We start from the raw sequence: 21,959 nt of genomic DNA, 5'->3' as shown, positions 1-21,959 counted from the left end.
AGTCTTATTTTTCTGTTAGGGCAGCAAGACCTGGAAGAACTTTTCCTTCAAGCAATTCCATACTTGCTCCACCACCAGTTGAAATCCATGAGAATTTATCAGCACGACCAAGATTGATAGCTGCGGCTGCTGAGTCACCACCACCGATGATTGATTTCACATCAGGTTGTTTAACGATAGCGTCCATCACACTGATTGTACCAGCTTGGAAATCAGGATTTTCAAAGACACCCATTGGACCATTCCAAACAACTGTCTTAGCACCTGTTAGCTCAGCATCAAATTTCTCAATTGATTTTGGTCCGATATCAAGACCTAGGAAACCTTCAGAAACTGCTTCACCATCAGTATCACGAACAACATCATAACCTGCAAAAGCATTCGCCTCTTTTGAATCAACTGGCAAAATCAATTTACCATTTGATTTTTCAAGAAGAGCCTTAGCTACATCAAGTTTATCTTCTTCAACCAATGAATTACCAATCTCAATACCTTGTGCTTTGTAGAAAGTATAAGTCATACCACCACCGATAAGTACCTTATCAGCTTTTTCTAAAAGGTTCTCGATAACACCAATCTTATCAGATACTTTTGAACCACCAAGAATAGCAACAAATGGACGTTCTGGTGTTTCAACTGCTTCTTGGATATAAGCAATTTCATTTTCCAAAAGGAAACCTGCCACTGCTTGCTCAACGTTTGCTGAAATACCAACGTTTGACGCATGAGCACGGTGAGCTGTACCAAAAGCATCATTAACGAAGATACCGTCACCTAGACTTGCCCAGTATTGACCAAGTTCAGCATCGTTTTTAGATTCTTTCTTACCGTCAACATCTTCAAAACGAGTGTTTTCAACCAAAAGTACTTGACCATCTTCAAGAGCATTGATTGCAGCCTCTAGTTCTGCACCACGAGTAGCTCCCGCAATAAAGACAACTTCTTGACCAAGTTTAGCTGACAAATCAGCCGCTACTGGTGCCAATGATTTCCCTTCTTTATCTGCTTCTTCTTTAACACGTCCTAAATGTGAGAACAGAATCGCACGTCCACCTTGCTCAATAATATGCTTGATTGTTGGAAGTGCAGCTGTGATACGGTTATCATTTGTAATCACACCATCTTTCAAAGGCACATTAAAATCCACACGAACAAGGACTTTTTTACCTTTTACATTCACATCTTTTACAGTTAATTTAGCCATTTTTAAGACTCCTTCTTTTTTGTACTCTCTTATTATATCATAATTTTTGAAAATGTTAAGGATTTAACAAAATATCAGATCCTTATTTGACAAAAAAGGAAGGTCAAACGACCTCCCTAATCACCTAATTATTTTGCCAATTTTGCAAAGTACTCAAGTGTACGAACAAGTTGTGCAGTGTAAGACATTTCGTTGTCATACCATGAAACAACTTTAACCAATTGCTCACCGTCAACGTCAAGAACTTTAGTTTGAGTTGCGTCAAACAATGAACCGTAAGCCATACCAACGATATCTGATGATACGATTGCATCTTCAGTATAACCGTAAGACTCGTTTGCAACTGATTTCATCATTGCGTTGATTTCGTCAGCAGTTACTTTCTTATCAAGTGTTACAACCAATTCAGTTACAGAACCTGTTGGAACTGGAACACGTTGTGCAGCACCGTCAAGTTTACCGTTCAATTCTGGGATAACAAGACCGATAGCTTTAGCAGCACCTGTTGAGTTAGGTACGATGTTTGCTGCTGCTGCACGAGCACGACGAAGGTCACCACCACGGTGTGGACCATCAAGAACCATTTGGTCACCAGTGTAACCATGGATTGTCGTCATCAAACCTTTTTGAACACCGTATGCGTCATGAAGAGCTTTAGCCATTGGTGCCAAGCAGTTTGTAGTACATGAAGCACCTGAGATAACTGTTTCGCTACCGTCAAGGATGTCATGGTTAGTGTTAAATACAACTGTTTTAACATCATTTCCACCAGGAGCTGTGATAACAACTTTTTTCGCACCATTTTCATGGATATGTTGCTCAGCTGCTGATTTAGAAGCAAAGAAACCAGTCGCTTCAAGAACGATTTCTACACCATCTGTAGCCCAGTCAATGTTACCTGGCTCACGCTCTGCAGAAACTTTGATGAATTTACCGTTAACTTCGAATCCACCTTCTTTAACTTCCACAGTACCGTCGAAACGACCTTGAGTTGTGTCGTATTTCAACAAGTGTGCAAGCATGTTAGGATCTGTAAGGTCGTTGATACGAGTCACTTCAACACCTTCTACGTTTTGGATACGACGGAAAGCAAGACGACCGATACGTCCGAAACCGTTAATACCAACTTTAACTACCATTTGTGATTTCCTCCTTATGAAAATCAATACTTAATATTTTTAAGGGAAGTCCCTTTTGTGAAAAGATTAACTTGATTAGTTACAAGAATCCTTCAACATGTCTATTATATAACTATTTAATTTGAATTGCAAATACTTTTCGCAGCTTTGAAGTATTTTTAACAAAAAAGACAGAGCTCATCACTCTGTCTATTGAAAATAATTAGTCTTCACCTTTATTTTTTTTGATAATTTCTTCTTGAACTGACTTAGGAACATCTTCATAGTGGTCAAATACCATCATGAACGTACCACGTCCTTGAGTTGCAGAACGAAGAACTGTTGCATAACCGAACATTTCAGCCAATGGTACAAAGGCACGAACCACTTGTGTATTACCACGAGCTTCCATACCATCTACACGACCACGACGAGCCGTCACATGTCCCATAACATCTCCAAGGTTATCTTCTGGAGCAGTAATGGTTACAAGCATCATTGGCTCAAGGATAGCTGGTTGAGCTGATTTAGCAGCTTCTTTAAGGGCAAGAGAAGCCGCAATCTTGAAGGCAGTTTCAGATGAGTCAACATCATGGTATGAACCATCGTAAAGTTTAGCTTTTACGTCAACCATTGGGTAGCCGGCAAGGACACCGTTAGCCATAGACTCAACCAAACCTTTTTCAACCGCTGGGATAAATTCACGAGGAACCACACCACCGACGATAGCATTTTCAAACTCGAAACCTTTACCTTCTTCGTTTGGTGTAAATTCAATCCAAACGTCACCGAATTGACCTTTACCACCAGATTGGCGTTTGAAGAATCCACGAGCTTGAGTTGAAGCACGGAATGTTTCACGGTAAGATACTTGAGGAGCACCTACGTTAGCTTCAACCTTGAACTCACGACGCATACGGTCAACAAGGACATCCAAGTGAAGCTCACCCATACCAGAGATAACTGTTTCACCAGTTTCAACGTTAGTTTCAACACGGAATGTTGGATCTTCTTCAGCAAGTTTTTGAAGGGCAATACCCATCTTGTCTTGGTCAGCTTTAGATTTTGGCTCAACCATCAATTGGATAACTGGTTCTGGAACGTTGATTGACTCAAGGATTACTTTAGCTTTCTCATCAGTCAATGAGTCACCAGTTGTTGTATCTTTCAAACCAACAGCGGCAGCGATATCTCCAGAGTAAACTGTTTGGATTTCTTCACGGCTGTTTGCGTGCATTTGAAGGATACGTCCGATACGCTCACGTTTACCTTTTGATGTATTCAAAACGTATGAACCTGAGTTAAGAACACCTGAGTACACACGGAAGAATGTCAAACGACCTACGAATGGGTCTGTCATGATCTTGAAGGCAAGGGCTGCAAATGGCTCTTCATCAGATGCTGGACGAGTTTCTTCTTCGTCAGTATCTGGGTTGATACCTTTGATTGCTGGGATATCAAGTGGGCTTGGTAGGTAATCGATAACTGCATCAAGCATCAATTGAACACCCTTGTTTTTGAAGGCAGAACCACAAAGTACAGGGAAGAACTCAACGTTGATTGTTGCTTGACGGATTGCTTCTTTCAATTCGTCGTTAGTGATTTCTTCACCTTCAAGGTATTTCATCATCAAGTCTTCGTTTGTTTCAGCTACTGCTTCAACCAATTTTTCACGGTACTCTTCAGCTTGCTCAAGGTATTCAGCAGGAATATCTTCTTCCAAGATGTCAGTACCAAGGTCGTTAGTGTAGATCTCAGCTTTCATCTTGATCAAGTCAATGATACCACGGAAGTCATCTTCTGCACCGATTGGCAATTGAATTGGGTGAGCATTTGCTTGCAAACGATCATGAAGTGTGCTTACTGAGTAAAGGAAGTCAGCACCGATTTTATCCATTTTGTTGGCAAATACGATACGAGGAACGCCGTACTCAGTTGCTTGACGCCATACAGTTTCTGTTTGTGGCTCAACACCTGATTGTGAGTCAAGAACGGTAACTGCACCATCAAGAACACGAAGAGAACGTTGTACTTCAATTGTGAAATCTACGTGTCCTGGTGTGTCGATGATATTTACACGATGGTCGTTCCATTGAGCTGTTGTTGCTGCAGATGTGATTGTGATACCACGTTCTTGCTCTTGCTCCATCCAGTCCATTTGTGATGCACCTTCATGCGTTTCACCAATTTTATGGATTTTACCAGTGTAGTAAAGAATACGCTCAGTTGTTGTTGTCTTACCAGCATCAACGTGAGCCATGATTCCGATATTACGAGTTTTTTCAAGTGAAAATTCGCGTGCCATTAGTTTCTCCTAATAAATTTTTATTTACTTTTTTATTATAGCATAAATTTGTCAAAAACGGATAGGCAGGACCTACCCGTTCTTGCTATTTCTTAAATCTTAACCAGATGCTTCAACTCAAATGCTATTTAATTTGAGAACAAACCTCCAGCTTGAGTAAAGACTGACAATTTGAAAAGATTGGTTATTATCAACTTTTTGAAATTGTCTTTTAATCGTCTTAAACCTCTTATTCTTACCAGCGGAAGTGTGCGAATGCACGGTTTGCTTCTGCCATTTTGTGAGTGTCTTCACGTTTTTTAACAGACGCACCAGTGTTGTTAGCAGCATCCATGATTTCTTTAGCCAAACGGTCTTTCATCGTGTGTTCACCACGCAAACGTGATGCATTGACCAACCAACGAAGACCTAATGTTGTACGACGCTCTGGACGAACTTCAACTGGAACTTGGTAGTTAGAACCACCAACACGGCGTGCACGAACTTCAAGAACAGGCATGATGTTTTCCATAGCTGTTTCAAAAACTTCAAGTGCGTTTTCACCAGTTGCTTCAGCGATTTGTTCAAAGGCACCGTAAACGATGCTTGCTGCTACTCCACGTTTTCCATCAAGCATAACACGGTTGATAAGACGTGTTACAAGTTGTGAATTGTACAATGGATCTGCCAATACTTCGCGCTTAGGCGCTCTATTTTTACGACTCATATTTTCTTATCTCCCTTCTATTATCCTTTAGGACGTTTTGCACCGTATTTAGAACGGCCTTGCTTACGGTCAGCAACACCTGCTGTATCAAGTGCACCACGAACGATATGGTAACGTACCCCTGGAAGGTCTTTTACACGTCCACCACGGATAAGTACCACGCTATGCTCTTGCAAGTTGTGGCCGATACCTGGGATGTAAGCAGTTACTTCGATAAGGTTGCTCAAACGTACACGGGCAAATTTACGAAGGGCAGAGTTAGGTTTTTTAGGTGTCATTGTTCCAACACGAGTTGCAACTCCACGTTTTTGTGGTGATGACACGTTAGTTTGAACTTTTTTATGGCTGTTGTAACCAACGTTCAAAGCTGGTGATTTAGATTTTTCTACTTTAGATTTACGTGGTTTACGTACCAACTGGTTAATTGTAGGCATCTACATTCTCCTGTAAGATTTTATTTTTGGTTGTTCTAGCACTTGGTGACAGTCTAGAACAGTGTGTACTTTGCAACTATTTGTCAGCACGTCTCTGTACACTTTGGAGAGACCAAAAGTAAAAAGTACTCCCATTATCTTAGCACGACGGCTCTAACTTGTCAAGGATATTTACCTAAAAATGAGTGGGATTTTTAAGAAATAGTGATGACATCCTGACTATCTCTTTTCTGAACGATAGTGGTCATAGGCGATATAAATAATCAGCAATAAAATCGGCATTGACAAGTAATCTGACAAAGTCATTAAATTTTGAGAACTCTTTAATGTTACGACTCCAAAATTTTTCAAGGTTTCAAGTAAGGACAAAACTACTCTTAATGCCAATAAACCAAACCAAATAAGAGTATCACTTTCTTGTTTTTTAACATAAGACATCTCCTAGACTTTATTTCTTACAACTTTAGTATAGCAAAGAAAATAAAAAATAACAGGACATCCGTGTCCTGTTACTTAACCTTTAATTGATTTCAGCAATCTGATATAGGCCTAGTTCAGCTTGGGTTTCTGAACCAAACATGCTAATCATGATTTTCACTTTGTTATTTTCAATCTCGATAACTCGACCTTCTTGTCCCATAAAGGCACCATCAATGATTTGTACGGTATCTCCTACCTTGATATTGGTATCAATCACATCAATCGTTTGACCCATTGACAAGAGAATCGAACGAATCTCTTCTTCCAATAATGGTGTTGGTTTTGAACGGTTACCATGTGACCCCACAAAACCTGTGACATTTGGTGTGTTACGCACCACAAACCATGCCTCGTCTGTCATGACCATCTCAACCAAAACATAACCTGGAAAGCGATTTTCTTCCACTTCCTTGGTTTGACCATTTTTTTCAACATTCACTGTCTGAGTTGGAATCTCAACACGCAAGATGTTTTCCAACATATTATAAGTTTGAGCTCGCTGAATTAGGTTTTCTTTTACCTTATTTTCATAACCTGAATAGGTCTGTAAAACAAACCAGCCCTTATCAAAACTATCTAACATTTTTTATCCTTTCATCAGAAAAAGTCAGACTAACTTTTTACTGTCCCTTTGATTAAAATCGTTTAATTAAATCAAGAATACCCAATGATAATAACTTATCAAAGATAAAAATAATCAAAGCAAAAAACGCTGTGTATTCAATGACTGACAAGAAATCCTTCCAACGTTGTTTGCGATCTGGCCAGCTGGTATCTTTCAAAACCTTAAAAATACTGAATTTCACACCATTCTCCTTTTATCTTGTTTCCTTGTGTAAGGTGTACTTTTTACAATGTTTACAAAATTTATTAACTTCTAACCGTGTCATCTTAGGATTGCTACTTAAACCAATCGAATAGTTTCGACTACCGCAATCAACACAGGCTAAACTCGCTTTTTTTTGTGCCATAACGCCTCCGTAACCTACATTTTACCATGACTTATCCTTTTTAGCAAGTCAGATTATACGTCAAAAAAGGACACTTCCTTTGGAAGTGCCTCTAAAACTAGCTAATTTTTGCTAGCATTTGTTCTAGGTGTTGGATTGATTTCTCTTGACCCAACAAATAGATCGTATTTGGTAGGTCTGGACCATGCATTTCACCTGAAACTGCAATACGAATTGGCATGAAGAGATTTTTCCCTTTGATTCCTGTTTCTTTTTGAACTGCCTTGATTTGTGGGGCAATATTGTCTGCCAAAAATTCTTCTGATGACAACTGACTTAGTTTTTCCTTAAAGTTAGTTAGAACTGTTGGAACTGTTTCAGCCGCCATAACTTCTTTGGCTTGTTCAGATAAAGTTGGGAACTCTGTAAAGAAAAGATCCGTCAAGCCTACAATTTCATCAACAGAATTTAATTGTGGTTGATAAAGAGCCACCATATCAGCTGCTTTATCTGTGAAACGACCTGCCTCTTCAAGATAAGGCTTAGCCATATCAAAAATCTTAGCTGAATCAGCTTTTTTGATGTAGTCATTGCTCATCCAATCCATTTTTTTCTGATCAAAAGCTGCTGGTGACTTGCTCAAACGATTTTCATCAAATAGCTCAATCAACTCTTGACGAGAGAAGATTTCTTCTTCACCACCTGGGTTCCAACCCAATAGTGAGATAAAGTTAAAGACTGCTTCAGGCAGGTAGCCTTTCTTACGATAATCTTCAATAAATTGCAAAGTGTTTGTGTCACGTTTTGACAATTTTTTACCGGTTTCAGAATTGATAATCAAGGTCATGTGCCCAAATTCTGGAGCTTCCCAACCAAGGGCCTCATAAATCATCAACTGCTTAGGTGTATTAGCGATATGGTCATCTCCTCGGATAACATGAGAAATTTCCATCAGATGATCATCAACAACCACGGCAAAATTATAAGTTGGGTAGCCATCTTTTTTCTGAATCACCCAATCACCACCAATGTTGCCACCTTCAAACTCAATTTCACCCTTGACCATATCTGTCCATTTATAAATACCAGATTCATTGACAGCCAAACGAACGGTTGGGATAACCCCCTTAGCTTCACGTTCAGCAATGTAGGCTGCTTTTTCCGTTTCCGTCATGCCTAAAAACTCATTGACGTAACGTGGGGTTTCTCCAGCGGCCTCTTGACGCTCACGCTCAGCAGCCAGTTCTTCTTCAGTCACATAAGATTTGTAAGCCAATCCCTTTTCTAAAAGTTCATCTACATATTGCTGATAGATTGCTAGGCGTTCTGATTGACGGTATTGTTCATGAGTTTCTGGGCTTTCATCCCAATCAATCCCCAACCAGCGTAGATTTTCTAGTTGCGAGCGCTCACCATCTTCAACATGACGTTTACGATCTGTGTCTTCAATACGAATGATAAATTGACCACCATGATGACGGGCATAGAGATAATTAAACAAAGCAGTACGGGCATTACCAATATGAAGCAAACCCGTTGGACTTGGTGCGTAACGCACACGAATTGGTTTTGACATTTTACTCTCCTGTTATTGAGGGTCTAAGACCTCTAATAGTTCAATCCATTTCATTATATCATAAATGGCGAAAAACAAACCTTTCTAATCTCTCTTTAATTGAGACTTTTTCATTTTTTCTATGAAAACGTTAACTTTATAAAAATGTGAAGTTTTTTACTAAATCATCTTTTTCTCCTTAGCAAATATGTTATAATAGCTATGCTTTATCAAAATAAAATAGGAGAATAGAGATGAAAAACAACTACACTGGTTATAACAGTGAATTGATTAACAACCTTGCTAAGAGTATCGAAAAAAAAGACGACCTGTCACGTCATAATTACCTCAAATATGCTGTGAGGTCTATGCTAGCAACCATGTTTTTAACCTTGGGAACAGCTGTTGCCTTTTATATCGCCTCATATAGCGATAATCTCGTGCCACATTCTGGTAAATTCCTTTTTGCCTTTATGTTTAGCTGGTCGCTGGTGATAATTGTCTATATGAATGCTGAATTGGGTACTTCTAACATGATGTATATGACCAGTGCTGTTTACAATAAAAAATTGCGTCTTTTAACAGCAGGGAAAATCCTTGTGACCTGTATCTTCTTTAACTTAGTCGGGGCTCTTTTGTTTTCTTGGCTCATGTCAAAAACAACACCGTTTAACCACCTTGCTCCTGACAACTATCTCTTTGAAGCTGTTAGTGCTAAACTAGCTAAATCTCCGATGACCCAATTGATTGAAGGAATTTTTGCCAATATCGTTGTTAATACTGCTGTTTTTGTTGCCCTACGAATGAAAGATGATATTGGCAAGGTCTTTTCAATGATTTTTATCATTTACATCTTTGCCTTTCTTGGTTTTGAACACGTTATCGCCAACTTCGTTTCTTTCCCACTAGCCTTCTTTGCCAACGGTGGACCTGTTGAGGGCATGACCGTTGCTAGTGTCCTTTCCAATCTTTTCTTTGCTGGACTAGGTAACTATATCGGTGGTGGTCTCATTATTGGCTTACTTTATAGCTGGCTTAATAACTCATCAGAAATCTATGTGGATTAACAAAAAAATCTGTTGGAAAATACCAACAGATTTTTTTAATTAAACACTTGGGTCAAAACGTCCTTGACTCTTGCCACACCAATCACTTGAATCCCTTTTGGAATCTCAATACCTGTTAATGAATTTTTCGGAGCATAAATCTTTGTAAAGCCTAGTTTAGCTGCTTCATTGATACGTTGTTCGATACGTGTCACTCGACGAATCTCACCTGTCAGACCAATTTCTCCAATAAAAGCTTCTTGAGGATTGGTTGGTTGCTCTTTATAGCTGGACGCAATCGCTACTGCAACAGCTAAGTCAATGGCTGGTTCATCTAGTTTGACACCACCTGCTGACTTCAGATAGGCATCTTGATTTTGTAGTAACAAGCCACAACGTTTTTCCAAAACTGCCATAATTAAACTCACACGATTGAAATCCAAACCAGTAGTGGTTCGCTTGGCATTGCCAAAAACAGTCGGCGTCACTAAGGCCTGCACCTCTGCCAAAATAGGACGAGTGCCCTCCATGGTCACAACAATAGCTGAACCAGTTGCTCCGTCCAAACGCTCTTCCAAAAACACTTGACTTGGATTTAACACCTCAACCAAGCCACTTGATTGCATTTCAAAAATTCCAATCTCATTTGTCGAACCAAAACGATTTTTAACTGCTCGTAAAATTCTAAAAGTATGATGGCGCTCTCCTTCAAAATAAAGCACCGTATCCACCATGTGTTCCAGCATCCGAGGGCCTGCCAAAGTGCCTTCTTTAGTGACATGGCCAACAATAAAAATGGCAAGATTATTTGTTTTCGCTAGCTGCATCAGCTCTGCCGTCACTTCTCGAACTTGACTAACAGAACCCTGAACTCCTGAAATTTCTGGGCTCATAATGGTCTGAATGGAATCAATAACCAAGAAATCTGGCTTCAATTTTTCAATTTCTGCTCGCACACTCTGCATATTGGTTTCAGCGTAAAGGTAAAAATCATTGTCAATCTTACCCAAACGTTCGCTACGGAGTTTGATTTGCTGGGCAGACTCTTCCCCAGAAACATACAATACTATGCCTTGATCAGCTAGTTGAGCAGACACTTGTAGGAGTAGGGTAGATTTACCAATACCTGGATCTCCCCCAATTAAAACCAAACTACCTGGAACAACGCCACCACCAAGCACACGGTTAAATTCATCCATTTCAGTTTTCGTCCGTTTGACCCGAATGGAATCTACTTCATTTAACTTCATAGGCTTAGTTTTTTCGCCAGTTAAAGACACACGCGCATTCTTAACTTCAGCTACTTCAACTTCTTCAACAAAAGACGACCATTCCGAACAATTAGGACAACGACCTAAGTACTTGGGCGAATGGTAGCCACATTCTTGACAAATAAATGTCATTTTTTTCTTAGCCATAGCCTATCTCCCCTTAATCAATTAAGACCCCGTACTGCCAAAGCCACCTGTTCGAACACCAGTCGCCACATCACTATCAGCCAATAAAAACGGAGCAAACACAGCCTGCACCAAGCGTTCACCCTCTATCAACTCGACTGGTTGATCGCTTATATTTTTCATTTGGGCAAAAATATGACCCTCATTAGCAGGATTATTATAGTAATCGCCGTCAATGACTCCTACTGAATTGATTAACACCAAGCCTTTTTTACGAGGATTGGAAGAGCGGTCATAGAGATAGAGTACTTCGTTTGACTGCATATAAGCTTTCACCCCTGTTGGAACTAGCTGAATTTCTCCAGGAAGAATCACCATCTCCTTAGCAACTTTCAAATCATAGCCTGCGGCTTGCGCCGTTTCTCTTTTAGGCAATAACTCTATATTTGTGAAAGACGATACCAACTCAAAACCACGAATTTTTGTCATATTAACCTCTTTTCTAGTCTTTTTATTATACACAAGAATGACTTGAATTTCAAAACTTATCAAAGCATCATTCAATAGTAAATTCGCTTACTTTATGATATAATTAAAAAGACAATATGTTCTCAAAGGAGAAACTATGACTAAGCAACGTATCGCTGTTCTAGGGCCAGGCTCATGGGGAACAGCTCTTGCCCAAGTCTTAAATGACAATGGGCACGACGTCAGAATTTGGGGAAACATTCCTGAGCAAATTGACGAAATCAATCAAAACCACACCAATACTCGTTATTTTAAGGATGTGGTTCTAGATGATAACATCAAAGCCTATAAGGATTTGAAAGAGGCTTTAGATCAAGTAACAGCAGTTCTTTTTGTTGTACCAACCAAGGTTACCCGTTTGGTTGCCAAACAAGTGGCTCAAGTTCTTGATCATCAAGTGACAATCATGCATGCTTCCAAGGGGTTAGAACCAGATACCCACAAACGCCTGTCTGAGATTTTAGAAGAAGAAATCCCTAAACATCTCCGTCATGATGTTGTTGTCGTATCTGGTCCTAGTCATGCTGAGGAAACCATTGTACGTGATATCACCTTAATCACATCAGCCTCTAAAGATTTAACACAGGCCAAATATGTGCAAAAACTTTTCAGTAATCACTACTTCCGTCTTTACACCAATACCGATGTCATTGGCGTAGAGACGGCAGGTGCCTTAAAAAATATTATTGCCGTTGGTGCTGGTATTTTACATGGCTTAGGCTATGGTGATAATGCTAAGGCTGCTATCATTACTAGGGGACTAGCTGAAATCACACGATTAGGTGTTAAGCTAGGAGCTGATCCTCTAACCTATAGTGGCCTATCTGGTGTTGGAGATTTAATCGTCACAGGTACCTCTGTTCACTCGCGTAACTGGCGAGCAGGACATGCACTTGGTAAAGGTCAAGACCTAGCTAGTATCGAGCAAGACATGGGGATGGTGATTGAAGGTCTTTCAACCACTAAGGTCGCCTATGAACTGGCTCAAGAACTGGGTGTCTATATGCCAATCACTACAGCCATCTATCGTGTTATCTATGAAAATGCTGACATCAAAACGTCTATTCTCAATATGATGTCTAATGAATTCCGCCCTGAAAACGAGTGGTAAACTAAATTAAAGGAGTTAATCATGAAAAAAGTAAGAAAAGCCGTTATCCCTGCTGCTGGTTTAGGAACACGTTTCCTTCCAGCAACCAAAGCCTTAGCCAAAGAAATGCTTCCTATCGTTGATAAACCAACCATTCAGTTTATCGTTGAAGAAGCCCTAAAATCAGGAATTGAAGACATTCTTGTTGTAACTGGTAAGGCTAAGCGTTCAATCGAAGACCACTTTGATTCAAACTTTGAGTTGGAGTATAACCTTAAAGAAAAAGGGAAAAATGACCTGCTCAAATTAGTTGATGAAACAACTGGGATTCGCTTGCACTTTATCCGCCAAAGTCATCCTCGTGGTCTTGGAGATGCCGTTTTACAAGCCAAAGCCTTTGTTGGTAACGAACCATTCGTTGTTATGCTTGGCGATGATTTGATGGACATTACAGACGAAAAAGCTGTGCCATTAACCAAACAATTGATGGATGACTATGAAACAACACACGCTTCAACCATTGCAGTTATGCCTGTACCACACGAAGAAGTTTCTGCCTACGGTGTGATTGCCCCCCATGGCGAAGCAACTAACGGTCTTTATAGTGTTGATACCTTTGTCGAAAAACCAGCACCAGAAGATGCTCCAAGTGATTTAGCGATCATTGGTCGTTACTTATTAACTCCAGAAATTTTTGATATCCTAGAAAACCAAGCACCTGGAGCTGGAAATGAAATTCAATTGACTGATGCTATCGATACCCTTAACAAAACGCAACGTGTTTTTGCACGCGTCTTTACGGGTAACCGCTATGATGTTGGTGATAAGTTCGGCTTCATGACAACTTCTATTGATTATGCCCTTAAACACCCACAAGTCAAAGATAACCTAAAACAATACATCATTGATCTTGGTAAAAAATTAGAAAAATCTGATAAGAAAAGCAAATAATTAAAACACCTGAGTTAGCCTCAGGTGTTTTTTTAACAACAGTGCTACGGTTATTTTGTTACTGAAACATAAAACAACACTAATAACAATAATGTTAAACTTAGATAGCTCAACCCTGCTAACCAACGACTTCTTAAGCTAAAAACAGGTTGAGGGAGCGAGATAAATATACCTGCTAAGGCACCACCAATTAAACCACCAAGATGACCAACCAAGCTAACGTCTGGCATGAAAAGATTAAATAAAAGATTCAAGACCAATAAACTTTGGTAGGAGCGTCCTAATTGTTTTAGATAAGGATTTTTACTAGCATAACCAACGACAACCACAGCTGCAAAAAGACCAAACAAAGACGTTGAGGCTCCAGCAGCTAATACACTTGGAGTGACAAACATGGTTAGTAAATTACCAAAGCCACCAGCTAACAAATACAAGATTAAGAAAGATTTTGACCCCCATAACTTTTCTACTAAATGACCTAAAAAGTAAAGGGTAACGCTATTCATTATAAAATGTTGCCAGCCAATATGCACAAAAATCGGCATAATGAGCCTCCAAAGTTGGCTAGGTCTGATCTTCACCCAATCACCGTACATCCCACCAAAATCAAATACAGCTTGACCAGAACTAGCCTGCCCCAAATAACGCAACTGCATCAATAAAAAGACTAGTACAGTTACTGCTAATAAAAAACTTGTTGCTGGATAGGTTCGCCATTCAGCCTTCATCAATCACTACCTCTTTCACTCTTACATCATGTTTTTCTGGTAAAAATTCTTGTAACTGGCAAGTATAAGCTGTCACCAAAGTATCGCCAGAAAAATCAGCTAAATAACGGTCATAATAACCTCCACCAAAACCAATACGATAGCCCTGATGATTGATGGCTAGGGTTGGTACATGAATTAAATCAACCTTAACTTCTGCCACTGATTTATCCATTCTCGGCTCTAACAAGCCAAAACTTGTTCGCACTAAATTATCTTTATCATAAGGCAAAAATATCATTTTACCATCAGCAAACGTCTTTGGCACAAGCACTTGCTTTCCTGCCGCCTGAGCTGATTTAATCAAATCACTCGTATCATATTCAAAATCAAAAGATAGGTACGTTGCTAAACAATCAACCTTTTGATAAACAGGATGAGCTAAGAAAGCATCTAGTAATCTTCGATTGGCTTGCCTCTTTTGTTCAACAGGCATTTGTTTCAAACCTTTAATCATGCTCTGTCGCAAGAATTGTTTTGTTACGTTAATCACCATACTTATTGACGATTTTGGTCAAAATTACGAACCAATTCCTTAACCACTTCGGTTTCTAACATCTTTCTAATCTGCCTAATAGTATGATAAATCGCCTTACTATCACTAGAACCATGAGCCTTAATAACAGGTGCCTTTACTCCAAAAAGAACCGCACCACCAGCACTCGAGTAATCTAAACTGTCTTTCATGCCACGCAGACTATCTTTAATCATTAAGGCACCTAGTTTTGTTTTAACACCACCTGTTGTCAAGGCTGATTTTAGTTGTCCCATAATAGCCATGGCTGTTCCTTCCATGGTTTTCAGCACTGCATTACCAGTAAAACCATCTGCCACGACCACATCCGCTACACCAGTCATTAAGTCACGAGCCTCAACATTACCAACAAAAGTCAACTGATCATCATTGGCCAAAAGCTCATAGGTTTCCTTACGCAAAGGATCCCCTTTACTAGCCTCTGTTCCGTTATTCAACAAGCCCACACGAGGTTTGTCAATATTGCGCACAAACTTAGCATAAAAACTCCCCAAAACCGCATATTGATGTAAGTGCTTAGCGGTATTTTCAGCATTTGCTCCCAAATCCAACATATCAAATCCCTTGCCATCTACGGTTGGTAGAGTAGATAATAGACCTGGACGATCAATGCCTTTAATTCGACCAACCACAAAAAGACCTGCCGCCAAAAGAGCCCCTGTATTACCTGCAGATAGGACAGCATCAGCTTGATTTTCCTTAACTGCCTTAGCGGCTAAGACCATACTCGCTTCCTTTTTTTGTCGAATCGCCTTAGCTGGCTCATCATCTGAAGCAATTTTTTCAGTGGTATGAATGATACTAACACGTTCTGTCACTGTCAAATGAGGTCGAATAGCTGCTTCATCACCATATAGTTGAATTTCAACATCCTGAAACTCAGCTAAAGCTTGATTAACACCTTCAACTAAAGCTTGTGGGGCATAATCTCCACCCATAGCATCTACTGCAATACGTTTCATTTTTTCTCCTTTTTAATAGATAGCAATACTGCTATTATAACATGATTCCACCAGTTTTTCAGTTCCTCACCCATCGTCTGATTCTCGCATGATTTGGCCCCAATCCTCTAATTGATCCAGAAATTTCTTACTTTTTAGTTGAATCCCGACATATTCTTCATAAAGCTGATCGATAAACAAACGCAATTTCGACTTAATCTCTTTCTTAAGAGAAATACTCTGTAACTCAGAAAAATTAACTGCCTGAAACTTATTTAATAAAAAAGGGACATTGGGATCTAAATGGCTACGACGCTGATCTTCATGATAATGTTTGGGACACAATACACCTGCATATTTAAAAGAAAAATCAAATGCTTGCTCTTTCCTTCGACAAATCACACATTCACTAAAATTTAAGTCAATACCAAAACGAGATAGGATTTGTATCTCAAAAATATTGGTTAATATTTCATAATCAATCCCGTCATCCATCAGCTCCAAGGTCTTCGTCAAAAAGGCAAAAAGATGAGGATCATGAGTGCCATCACTAATGGCAGCATCAGATAAAGCTACAATATAACTAGCATAAGACAGACCAAAAATATCACTATTGATTTGCGAAAAAACTTTAATTTCATGATAATCTCTAATATAAGACAAACCTTGTGTATTGATATTAAGAATAAATTCAGCCAAAGTCAAGGGTTGAATAACAGGAGCTAGTTTAGAACGACTGGCATGCTTCACAAAAAACATACGTTTGCCTGCTTGCTCAGTAAAAATCTTAACCAGCTTATCATCTTCACGAAAATTTTGATTATAAAGAATTAATCCTCTTGTTTCTTGAAGTACCATAAAAATATTATACCAAAATCAAAAATCGTTAGTCTAAGCTAACGATTATTTTATTTTCTTTTATCTAATTCAAATAAGGGAGAAAGTGGTCGTTTTTCATGAATACGGATAATCGCATCTGCTATTAACTGACTAATCGAAATTTGTTCAATCTTATCAATTAAACGCTCTTCTGGTAGATAAATCGTATCCAGAACCACCAATTTTTTAATGGCTGAATTTTGGATATTATCAAGGGCTGGACCAGATAAGACTGGATGAGTACATGAAGCATAAACACAAGTTGCTCCTGCTTCTGCCAAGGCATCAGCTGCATGGGCAATCGTACCTGCCGTATCGATCATGTCATCAATCAAAATACAGGTCTTACCAGAAACATTTCCGATGATATTCATCACTTCACTGGTGTTCATCTTATCGACACTACGACGTTTATCAATAATCGCAATTGGCGTTTTCAAAAATTGAGCTAATTTACGAGCACGCGTCACGCCCCCATGGTCAGGACTCACCACGACGTAATCGTCACCAGTCATCTCACGACGAACAAAATAATCCGCAATCAAAGGAGCTCCCATTAAGTGATCCACAGGGATATCAAAGAAACCTTGAATTTGTGCGGCATGCAAATCAACCGTCAACAAACGATCAACACCAGCCACCTGTAACATATTAGCCACTAATTTTGATGTAATCGGCTCACGAGAACGTGCTTTACGATCCTGACGAGCATAACCATAATAAGGCATAACCACGCTAACAGACTCTGCACTCGCTCGCTTCAGCGCATCAACCATTATCAAAATTTCCATCAAATTATCATTAACTGGTGAGCTAGTCGATTGTAAAATAAAGACATGATGACCACGAATTGATTCTTCAATATTAACCTGCAATTCACCATCTGAAAACTGACGTACACTTGATTTACCCAAAGAAATCCCAATAGTATCTGCTACTCTTTTGGCTAATTCCTGATTAGACGACAAAGCGAATAATTTTAGGTTTGAAAACGACATGACTTCCTCCAAAGTTTTAATCCACTACTATTTTAGCTTTTTTTCCTTAGTTTTTCAATCAAAACCATAAGACTAAATAAAAGAAAAGTCTTTAGAATAAAATCTAAAGACTGTCATTCATTTATTTTAAGGATAAATATACATTACTGTACCACCCCAATAACTTTCATAAGGGTTGAATGTACCACGGTAGTTACCGATTGTTTGATTACCATTATAGTTCGATTCCATTACTTGAATACTTGTTGGACTATTAACAGCTGTTACCAAGGCAACGTGTCCATAACCACCACCATCGTAAGGCCATACTGCAATAGAACCCACTGTTGGTGTTGTTCCAACTGAATAACCTGCTGCTTGAGCACTAGCAATCCACTGATTACCATTACCCCAATAGTTACCAACCCAAGGAGCCAAAGCCTTAACTCCCCATGTACATTGACCAACAGGATAAGTATTAGTTGCATCATAAGTTTCCTTAACTGTCGTTGATGTTGCAACAACTTCTTCTACCACTGGAGTTGACTCAACTACTGGTGCTGAAACTTCTTCTACCACTGGAGTTGACTCAACTACTGGTGCTGAAACTTCTTCTACCACTGGAGTTGACTCAACTACTGGTGCTGAAACTTCTTCTACCACTGGCGTTGATTCCACTACTGGTGCTGAAATTTCTTCTACCACTGGAGTTGATTCCACTATTGGCGCTGAAACTTCTTCTACCACTGGCGTTGATTCCACTACTGGCGCTGAAACTTCTTCTACCACTGGAGTTGACTCAACTACTGGTGCTGAAACTTCTTCTACCACTGGAGTTGATTCCACTACTGGTGCTGAAACTTCTTCTACCACTGGAGTTGACTCAACTACTGGTGCTGAAACTTCTTCTACCACTGGAGTTGATTCCACTACTGGTGCTGAAACTTCTTCTACCACTGGAGTTGATTCCACTACTGGTGCTGAAACTTCTTCTATCACTGGGGTTGATTCTACTACAGCTTGTTGAGCCAATGCTTGAGCCTCTAATTCAGCTTGAAGTTGAGCTGCTACAGCCGCTTCTTGTGCTTGTTTTTCAGCAACAATAGCTACTTTTTGACCTTCAGCATTAGCAATTTCCGTTGCAAGAGTTGCTTGAACAGCTTCCAATTCTGCTTGTTGATTAGACAAAGCAACCGTGTTTTCAGCAATAATTGCTTGGTTAGCTGCCACTTGATGTTGAGCTTCTTGGTTTTTAGCTTGTTTAGCTTCCAACGTTACTTTGTCAGCTTTTTGTTGTGACAACATATTGTCACTCGCTACTACGATTTCACGAATAGCTACAATACGGTTAATTGCTTCTGAAACAGATTTTGAATTAAGAATTGTATTGATGTAGTTTGTTGCAGTATTATTCTTTTGTGCACTACGAGCTTGTTTTTTCAAAGATTCATTACGAGCTACAATTTTATTTGATAAAGATTGGATTTGCTCAGTCAATGCTTGAGATTCTGTTTGTAAGCGATCATTTTCAGCAACTAGATTTGCTTGCTCTACTTGAAGAGAACTAACTTGAGCTTGAATACTAGCTACTTGACCTTGTGTTAAAACTTGTTGTTCTGTTAAATTACTAATCACATTATCTTGTGCAGCAATTTGTGATTCATAATCTTCTGCACTTACTGTTGCTGTTGTCGTCAAGGTAACCCCACTGACTAAAACTGCTGATAAAATACGTTTTTTCATAATAGTATTACTCTCCTTATCAATTCGACACTTATTATTATAGCAAATAATGAGAGTTGCTATGTTACGCTATTATTACACTTTGATGTTAAAATTACTTACCAGTTATTACGCTTTGATAAACCAAGCAGTAATAGTAAACTAATCAAGCTATTATAAAGCAAACTTGGTGCCAGACTGAAGGCAATAAAGTCAACGATAGGATAGGTTATTAATTGGTATAGATGAGCTAACAGGTATAGACTTGTTTCAAAAAAGAAATTCACTAAAAGAATCACTAAAAACAACTGAAATAAATTGATTTCGTAAAATTTTGGAAATCGTCTTAAAACATAGAGAATGACAGGAAATAAGAGAACAGTTAATCCAATTGTACCAAAATAATAGATATCCCCTAGAAAACCAACTAAGGCATACAAGCAATAAAGCAAGGCAGACTTGTCATATCTGACTTGACAGACAAAAATAAACAGCAGAATTCGAGAAACTATTCTAAACTCATCATGAAATAATCGACTCAAACTATTTGATAAATGAACATCTACAAGTAAAATAAAAAGCAAGAAAAACAGATTTAACCACTTATTTTTTAACAACAGCTTATCTCCCCACCAATACAATAATAGATAAATTAGAAAAATCTGCCCATGGCTTTACTTTCGCTGTTCGAGCCTTGTTATCAACAGCCAACACTTGACCAACTGGAATATCTGCTACTGTTTCACCATCTAATCCACTTGTTAAAACATCGCCTTCTGCTTTCAATTCTTCCTGACTATTGATGTCAGAAATCAAAAGCAGACCTCCTTTTTGATCATAACCAGATAACAAGCCATAAATCACTTTATCTGAAACTATCCATTTCACTGGAATAGCAAGTTCCACATCTTGCCTTGTCAACAAGCTAAGTTTACTACTACTTTGATTGACACCAGCAATTTTACCAATCAAGCCTTTATCAGATACAGCCAACATTTGAGTACTTACTTGCTGATTTTGACCCACGTTTAATGTTAACTCATCCCACCAAAGTAAGGGTGAACGTGTCACAACTTCTGCAGAGATTTTCTTCGGAGCTGTCAACTTCTCCTGCATCCCTAAAGTCTTTCTTAATTGCTCATTTTCATTTTTTACCGCAAATAATTCTTCCTTTTGATCCGATAAAGTAGCTAAAGAGGCTTTCAACTTTTCATTTTCTTCATAAGTTGTTAATAGATTATTAAGTGAGTCCGACAAATTTTTCCCCCAACGAAAAGGTAAAGATAAAACGTTATCTATTCTCGACATTACACTCGCTACCGGAGATAACCCTTGATTGATTGCTTCTCTATTTGTTATTACAAAAAAAAGAAAGGTTATAGCCATAATTCCTACCACAATCACCTTTAACATAACCTTAGACCACTTATTCTGCATCACATCAACCCAATTTCTACTATTTTTATGTAAAAAGAAAACGAGCTATCCACTGATAACATCGTTCTAAAACGGAGAATAAGGGATTCGAACCCTTGCGCCAGTTACCCGACCTAACGATTTAGCAAACCGTCCTCTTCAGCCTCTTGAGTAATTCTCCAACATATAATTATGGGCACGAGTGGACTCGAACCACCGACCTCACGCTTATCAGGCGTGCGCTCTAACCACCTGAGCTACGCGCCCAAATATATCTATAAAAGATAAAAGCGGGTGACGAGAATCGAACTCGCGACAACAGCTTGGAAGGCTGTAGTTTTACCACTAAACTACACCCGCATATGAATAATGGCGCGAGACGGAATCGAACCGCCGACACATGGAGCTTCAATCCATTGCTCTACCAACTGAGCTACCGAGCCATAATTGCGGGAGCAGGATTTGAACCTACGACCTTCGGGTTATGAGCCCGACGAGCTACCTAGCTGCTCCATCCCGCGATATTCTATAAAATTAAAGGAGGATGTGGGATTCGAACCCACGCACGCTTTTACACGCCTGACGGTTTTCAAGACCGTTCCCTTCAGCCAGACTTGGGTAATCCTCCAAAATATAACAACATGGACCTTGTAGGACTCGAACCTACGACCGCTCGGTTATGAGCCGAGTGCTCTAACCAGTTGAGCTAAAGGTCCTCAAGTCATCCAAAATCATATATTAAAAACATAGCGGCGAAGGGGATCGAACCCCCGACCTCCCGGGTATGAACCGGACGCTCTAGCCAGCTGAGCTACACCGCCATCATTTTATATCGGGAAGACAGGATTCGAACCTGCGACCCCTTGGTCCCAAACCAAGTACTCTACCAAGCTGAGCTACTTCCCGATAACTATGCACCCTAGAGGAGTCGAACCTCTAACCGCCTGATTCGTAGTCA

Annotated in this window: 23 protein-coding genes and 9 tRNA genes; 3 read left to right on the top strand and 29 right to left on the bottom strand. The window is 39.4% G+C overall.

What is annotated here, in order from left to right; all coding sequences use genetic code 11:
* Nucleotides 1-4: 4 nt before the first annotated feature.
* The 10 genes from FRX54_RS02810 to gltX form a co-directional block, all read right to left on the bottom strand.
* Nucleotides 5-1,204 (bottom strand): phosphoglycerate kinase, encoded by a 1,200-nt coding sequence (locus FRX54_RS02810; RefSeq protein ID WP_146460830.1) that lies wholly within the window; start codon nucleotides 1,202-1,204, stop codon nucleotides 5-7.
* 128 nt (nucleotides 1,205-1,332) lie between these two features.
* Complete coding sequence (gene gap / locus FRX54_RS02805; protein WP_146460828.1) at nucleotides 1,333-2,343, bottom strand: type I glyceraldehyde-3-phosphate dehydrogenase; 1,011 nt, start codon at nucleotides 2,341-2,343, stop codon at nucleotides 1,333-1,335.
* A 202-nt stretch (nucleotides 2,344-2,545) separates the two neighbouring features.
* Nucleotides 2,546-4,627: an elongation factor G gene (gene fusA / locus FRX54_RS02800; RefSeq protein ID WP_146460826.1), complete on the bottom strand. Its 2,082-nt coding sequence runs from the start codon at nucleotides 4,625-4,627 to the stop codon at nucleotides 2,546-2,548.
* 235 nt (nucleotides 4,628-4,862) lie between these two features.
* The gene (gene rpsG, locus FRX54_RS02795) at nucleotides 4,863-5,333 is read right to left on the bottom strand and encodes a 30S ribosomal protein S7 (RefSeq protein WP_146460823.1); all 471 of its coding nucleotides are present in this window, start codon (nucleotides 5,331-5,333) and stop codon (nucleotides 4,863-4,865) included.
* Nucleotides 5,334-5,353: 20 nt separating this feature from the next.
* Nucleotides 5,354-5,767, bottom strand: a complete 414-nt coding sequence (gene rpsL, locus FRX54_RS02790; protein WP_009854984.1) for a 30S ribosomal protein S12 — start codon at nucleotides 5,765-5,767, stop codon at nucleotides 5,354-5,356.
* Nucleotides 5,768-5,986: 219 nt separating this feature from the next.
* On the bottom strand, nucleotides 5,987-6,205 hold the full coding sequence (locus tag FRX54_RS02785; RefSeq protein WP_146460821.1) for a hypothetical protein: 219 nt from the start codon (nucleotides 6,203-6,205) through the stop codon (nucleotides 5,987-5,989).
* An 82-nt stretch (nucleotides 6,206-6,287) separates the two neighbouring features.
* On the bottom strand, nucleotides 6,288-6,830 hold the full coding sequence (gene nusG, locus FRX54_RS02780) for a transcription termination/antitermination protein NusG (protein WP_146460819.1): 543 nt from the start codon (nucleotides 6,828-6,830) through the stop codon (nucleotides 6,288-6,290).
* Nucleotides 6,831-6,882: 52 nt separating this feature from the next.
* The gene (gene secE, locus FRX54_RS02775) at nucleotides 6,883-7,053 is read right to left on the bottom strand and encodes a preprotein translocase subunit SecE (RefSeq protein ID WP_146460817.1); all 171 of its coding nucleotides are present in this window, start codon (nucleotides 7,051-7,053) and stop codon (nucleotides 6,883-6,885) included.
* Nucleotides 7,054-7,065: 12 nt separating this feature from the next.
* Entirely contained in the window at nucleotides 7,066-7,218 is a 153-nt protein-coding gene (gene rpmG / locus FRX54_RS02770; RefSeq protein WP_146460815.1) for a 50S ribosomal protein L33, read from the bottom strand.
* 97 nt (nucleotides 7,219-7,315) lie between these two features.
* Nucleotides 7,316-8,773: a glutamate--tRNA ligase gene (gene gltX / locus FRX54_RS02765; RefSeq protein WP_146460813.1), complete on the bottom strand. Its 1,458-nt coding sequence runs from the start codon at nucleotides 8,771-8,773 to the stop codon at nucleotides 7,316-7,318.
* 233 nt (nucleotides 8,774-9,006) lie between these two features.
* Here gltX and FRX54_RS02760 point away from each other — a divergent pair, with 233 nt between their 5' ends.
* Nucleotides 9,007-9,819 carry a formate/nitrite transporter family protein gene (locus FRX54_RS02760; protein WP_146460811.1) on the top strand — a complete coding sequence of 271 codons (813 nt, stop codon included), beginning with the start codon at nucleotides 9,007-9,009 and terminating at the stop codon, nucleotides 9,817-9,819.
* A 35-nt stretch (nucleotides 9,820-9,854) separates the two neighbouring features.
* Here FRX54_RS02760 and radA read toward each other — a convergent pair whose 3' ends face one another.
* Nucleotides 9,855-11,216 (bottom strand): DNA repair protein RadA, encoded by a 1,362-nt coding sequence (radA, locus tag FRX54_RS02755; RefSeq protein ID WP_146460809.1) that lies wholly within the window; start codon nucleotides 11,214-11,216, stop codon nucleotides 9,855-9,857.
* A 21-nt stretch (nucleotides 11,217-11,237) separates the two neighbouring features.
* Nucleotides 11,238-11,684, bottom strand: coding sequence for a dUTP diphosphatase (locus FRX54_RS02750; protein WP_146460807.1), 447 nt, complete (start codon nucleotides 11,682-11,684; stop codon nucleotides 11,238-11,240).
* 136 nt (nucleotides 11,685-11,820) lie between these two features.
* Between FRX54_RS02750 and FRX54_RS02745 the strand changes: the two genes are divergently transcribed.
* Together FRX54_RS02745 and galU are read left to right on the top strand one after the other, a co-directional pair.
* Nucleotides 11,821-12,834, top strand: a complete 1,014-nt coding sequence (locus tag FRX54_RS02745; protein WP_146460805.1) for an NAD(P)H-dependent glycerol-3-phosphate dehydrogenase — start codon at nucleotides 11,821-11,823, stop codon at nucleotides 12,832-12,834.
* A 21-nt stretch (nucleotides 12,835-12,855) separates the two neighbouring features.
* The gene (galU, locus tag FRX54_RS02740; protein ID WP_146460803.1) at nucleotides 12,856-13,764 is read left to right on the top strand and encodes a UTP--glucose-1-phosphate uridylyltransferase GalU; all 909 of its coding nucleotides are present in this window, start codon (nucleotides 12,856-12,858) and stop codon (nucleotides 13,762-13,764) included.
* 50 nt (nucleotides 13,765-13,814) lie between these two features.
* Here galU and FRX54_RS02735 read toward each other — a convergent pair whose 3' ends face one another.
* The 17 genes from FRX54_RS02735 to FRX54_RS02655 all read right to left on the bottom strand — a co-directional run bounded on the left by FRX54_RS02735 (nucleotide 13,815) and on the right by FRX54_RS02655 (nucleotide 21,907).
* Nucleotides 13,815-14,492: a rhomboid family intramembrane serine protease gene (locus FRX54_RS02735; RefSeq protein ID WP_146460801.1), complete on the bottom strand. Its 678-nt coding sequence runs from the start codon at nucleotides 14,490-14,492 to the stop codon at nucleotides 13,815-13,817.
* The gene (locus tag FRX54_RS02730; RefSeq protein WP_146460799.1) at nucleotides 14,482-15,027 is read right to left on the bottom strand and encodes a 5-formyltetrahydrofolate cyclo-ligase; all 546 of its coding nucleotides are present in this window, start codon (nucleotides 15,025-15,027) and stop codon (nucleotides 14,482-14,484) included. The genes FRX54_RS02735 and FRX54_RS02730 overlap by 11 nt, the downstream gene beginning before the upstream one ends.
* 2 nt (nucleotides 15,028-15,029) lie before the next feature.
* Entirely contained in the window at nucleotides 15,030-16,028 is a 999-nt protein-coding gene (gene plsX, locus FRX54_RS02725) for a phosphate acyltransferase PlsX (RefSeq protein WP_146460797.1), read from the bottom strand.
* A 66-nt stretch (nucleotides 16,029-16,094) separates the two neighbouring features.
* Nucleotides 16,095-16,865: a DNA repair protein RecO gene (gene recO, locus FRX54_RS02720; protein ID WP_146460795.1), complete on the bottom strand. Its 771-nt coding sequence runs from the start codon at nucleotides 16,863-16,865 to the stop codon at nucleotides 16,095-16,097.
* A gap of 50 nt (nucleotides 16,866-16,915) precedes the next feature.
* Complete coding sequence (locus FRX54_RS02715; RefSeq protein ID WP_146460793.1) at nucleotides 16,916-17,884, bottom strand: ribose-phosphate diphosphokinase; 969 nt, start codon at nucleotides 17,882-17,884, stop codon at nucleotides 16,916-16,918.
* A 126-nt stretch (nucleotides 17,885-18,010) separates the two neighbouring features.
* Entirely contained in the window at nucleotides 18,011-19,606 is a 1,596-nt protein-coding gene (locus FRX54_RS02710) for a CHAP domain-containing protein (RefSeq protein ID WP_146460791.1), read from the bottom strand.
* A 98-nt stretch (nucleotides 19,607-19,704) separates the two neighbouring features.
* Nucleotides 19,705-20,202: a rod shape-determining protein MreD gene (gene mreD, locus FRX54_RS02705; RefSeq protein WP_186652445.1), complete on the bottom strand. Its 498-nt coding sequence runs from the start codon at nucleotides 20,200-20,202 to the stop codon at nucleotides 19,705-19,707.
* A gap of 4 nt (nucleotides 20,203-20,206) precedes the next feature.
* Entirely contained in the window at nucleotides 20,207-21,022 is an 816-nt protein-coding gene (mreC, locus tag FRX54_RS02700) for a rod shape-determining protein MreC (protein WP_146460786.1), read from the bottom strand.
* 72 nt (nucleotides 21,023-21,094) lie between these two features.
* Nucleotides 21,095-21,182 (bottom strand) — tRNA-Ser (locus tag FRX54_RS02695).
* Nucleotides 21,183-21,194: 12 nt separating this feature from the next.
* Nucleotides 21,195-21,268: transfer RNA gene (locus FRX54_RS02690), tRNA-Ile, on the bottom strand.
* 22 nt (nucleotides 21,269-21,290) lie between these two features.
* A tRNA-Gly gene (locus FRX54_RS02685) sits at nucleotides 21,291-21,361 on the bottom strand.
* Nucleotides 21,362-21,371: 10 nt separating this feature from the next.
* Nucleotides 21,372-21,444, bottom strand: a tRNA-Phe gene (locus tag FRX54_RS02680).
* 4 nt (nucleotides 21,445-21,448) lie between these two features.
* Nucleotides 21,449-21,522: transfer RNA gene (locus FRX54_RS02675), tRNA-Met, on the bottom strand.
* Between the two features lie 17 nt (nucleotides 21,523-21,539).
* Nucleotides 21,540-21,629: transfer RNA gene (locus tag FRX54_RS02670), tRNA-Ser, on the bottom strand.
* 14 nt (nucleotides 21,630-21,643) lie between these two features.
* Nucleotides 21,644-21,717: transfer RNA gene (locus FRX54_RS02665), tRNA-Ile, on the bottom strand.
* A 31-nt stretch (nucleotides 21,718-21,748) separates the two neighbouring features.
* Nucleotides 21,749-21,822, bottom strand: a tRNA-Met gene (locus FRX54_RS02660).
* Between the two features lie 11 nt (nucleotides 21,823-21,833).
* Nucleotides 21,834-21,907 (bottom strand) — tRNA-Pro (locus FRX54_RS02655).
* Nucleotides 21,908-21,959: the final 52 nt, after the last annotated feature.

This window comes from Streptococcus sp. sy004, assembly GCF_007859205.1.
Lineage (GTDB): Bacteria > Bacillota > Bacilli > Lactobacillales > Streptococcaceae > Streptococcus.
This window is presented reverse-complemented; position numbering and strand designations above follow the sequence as displayed.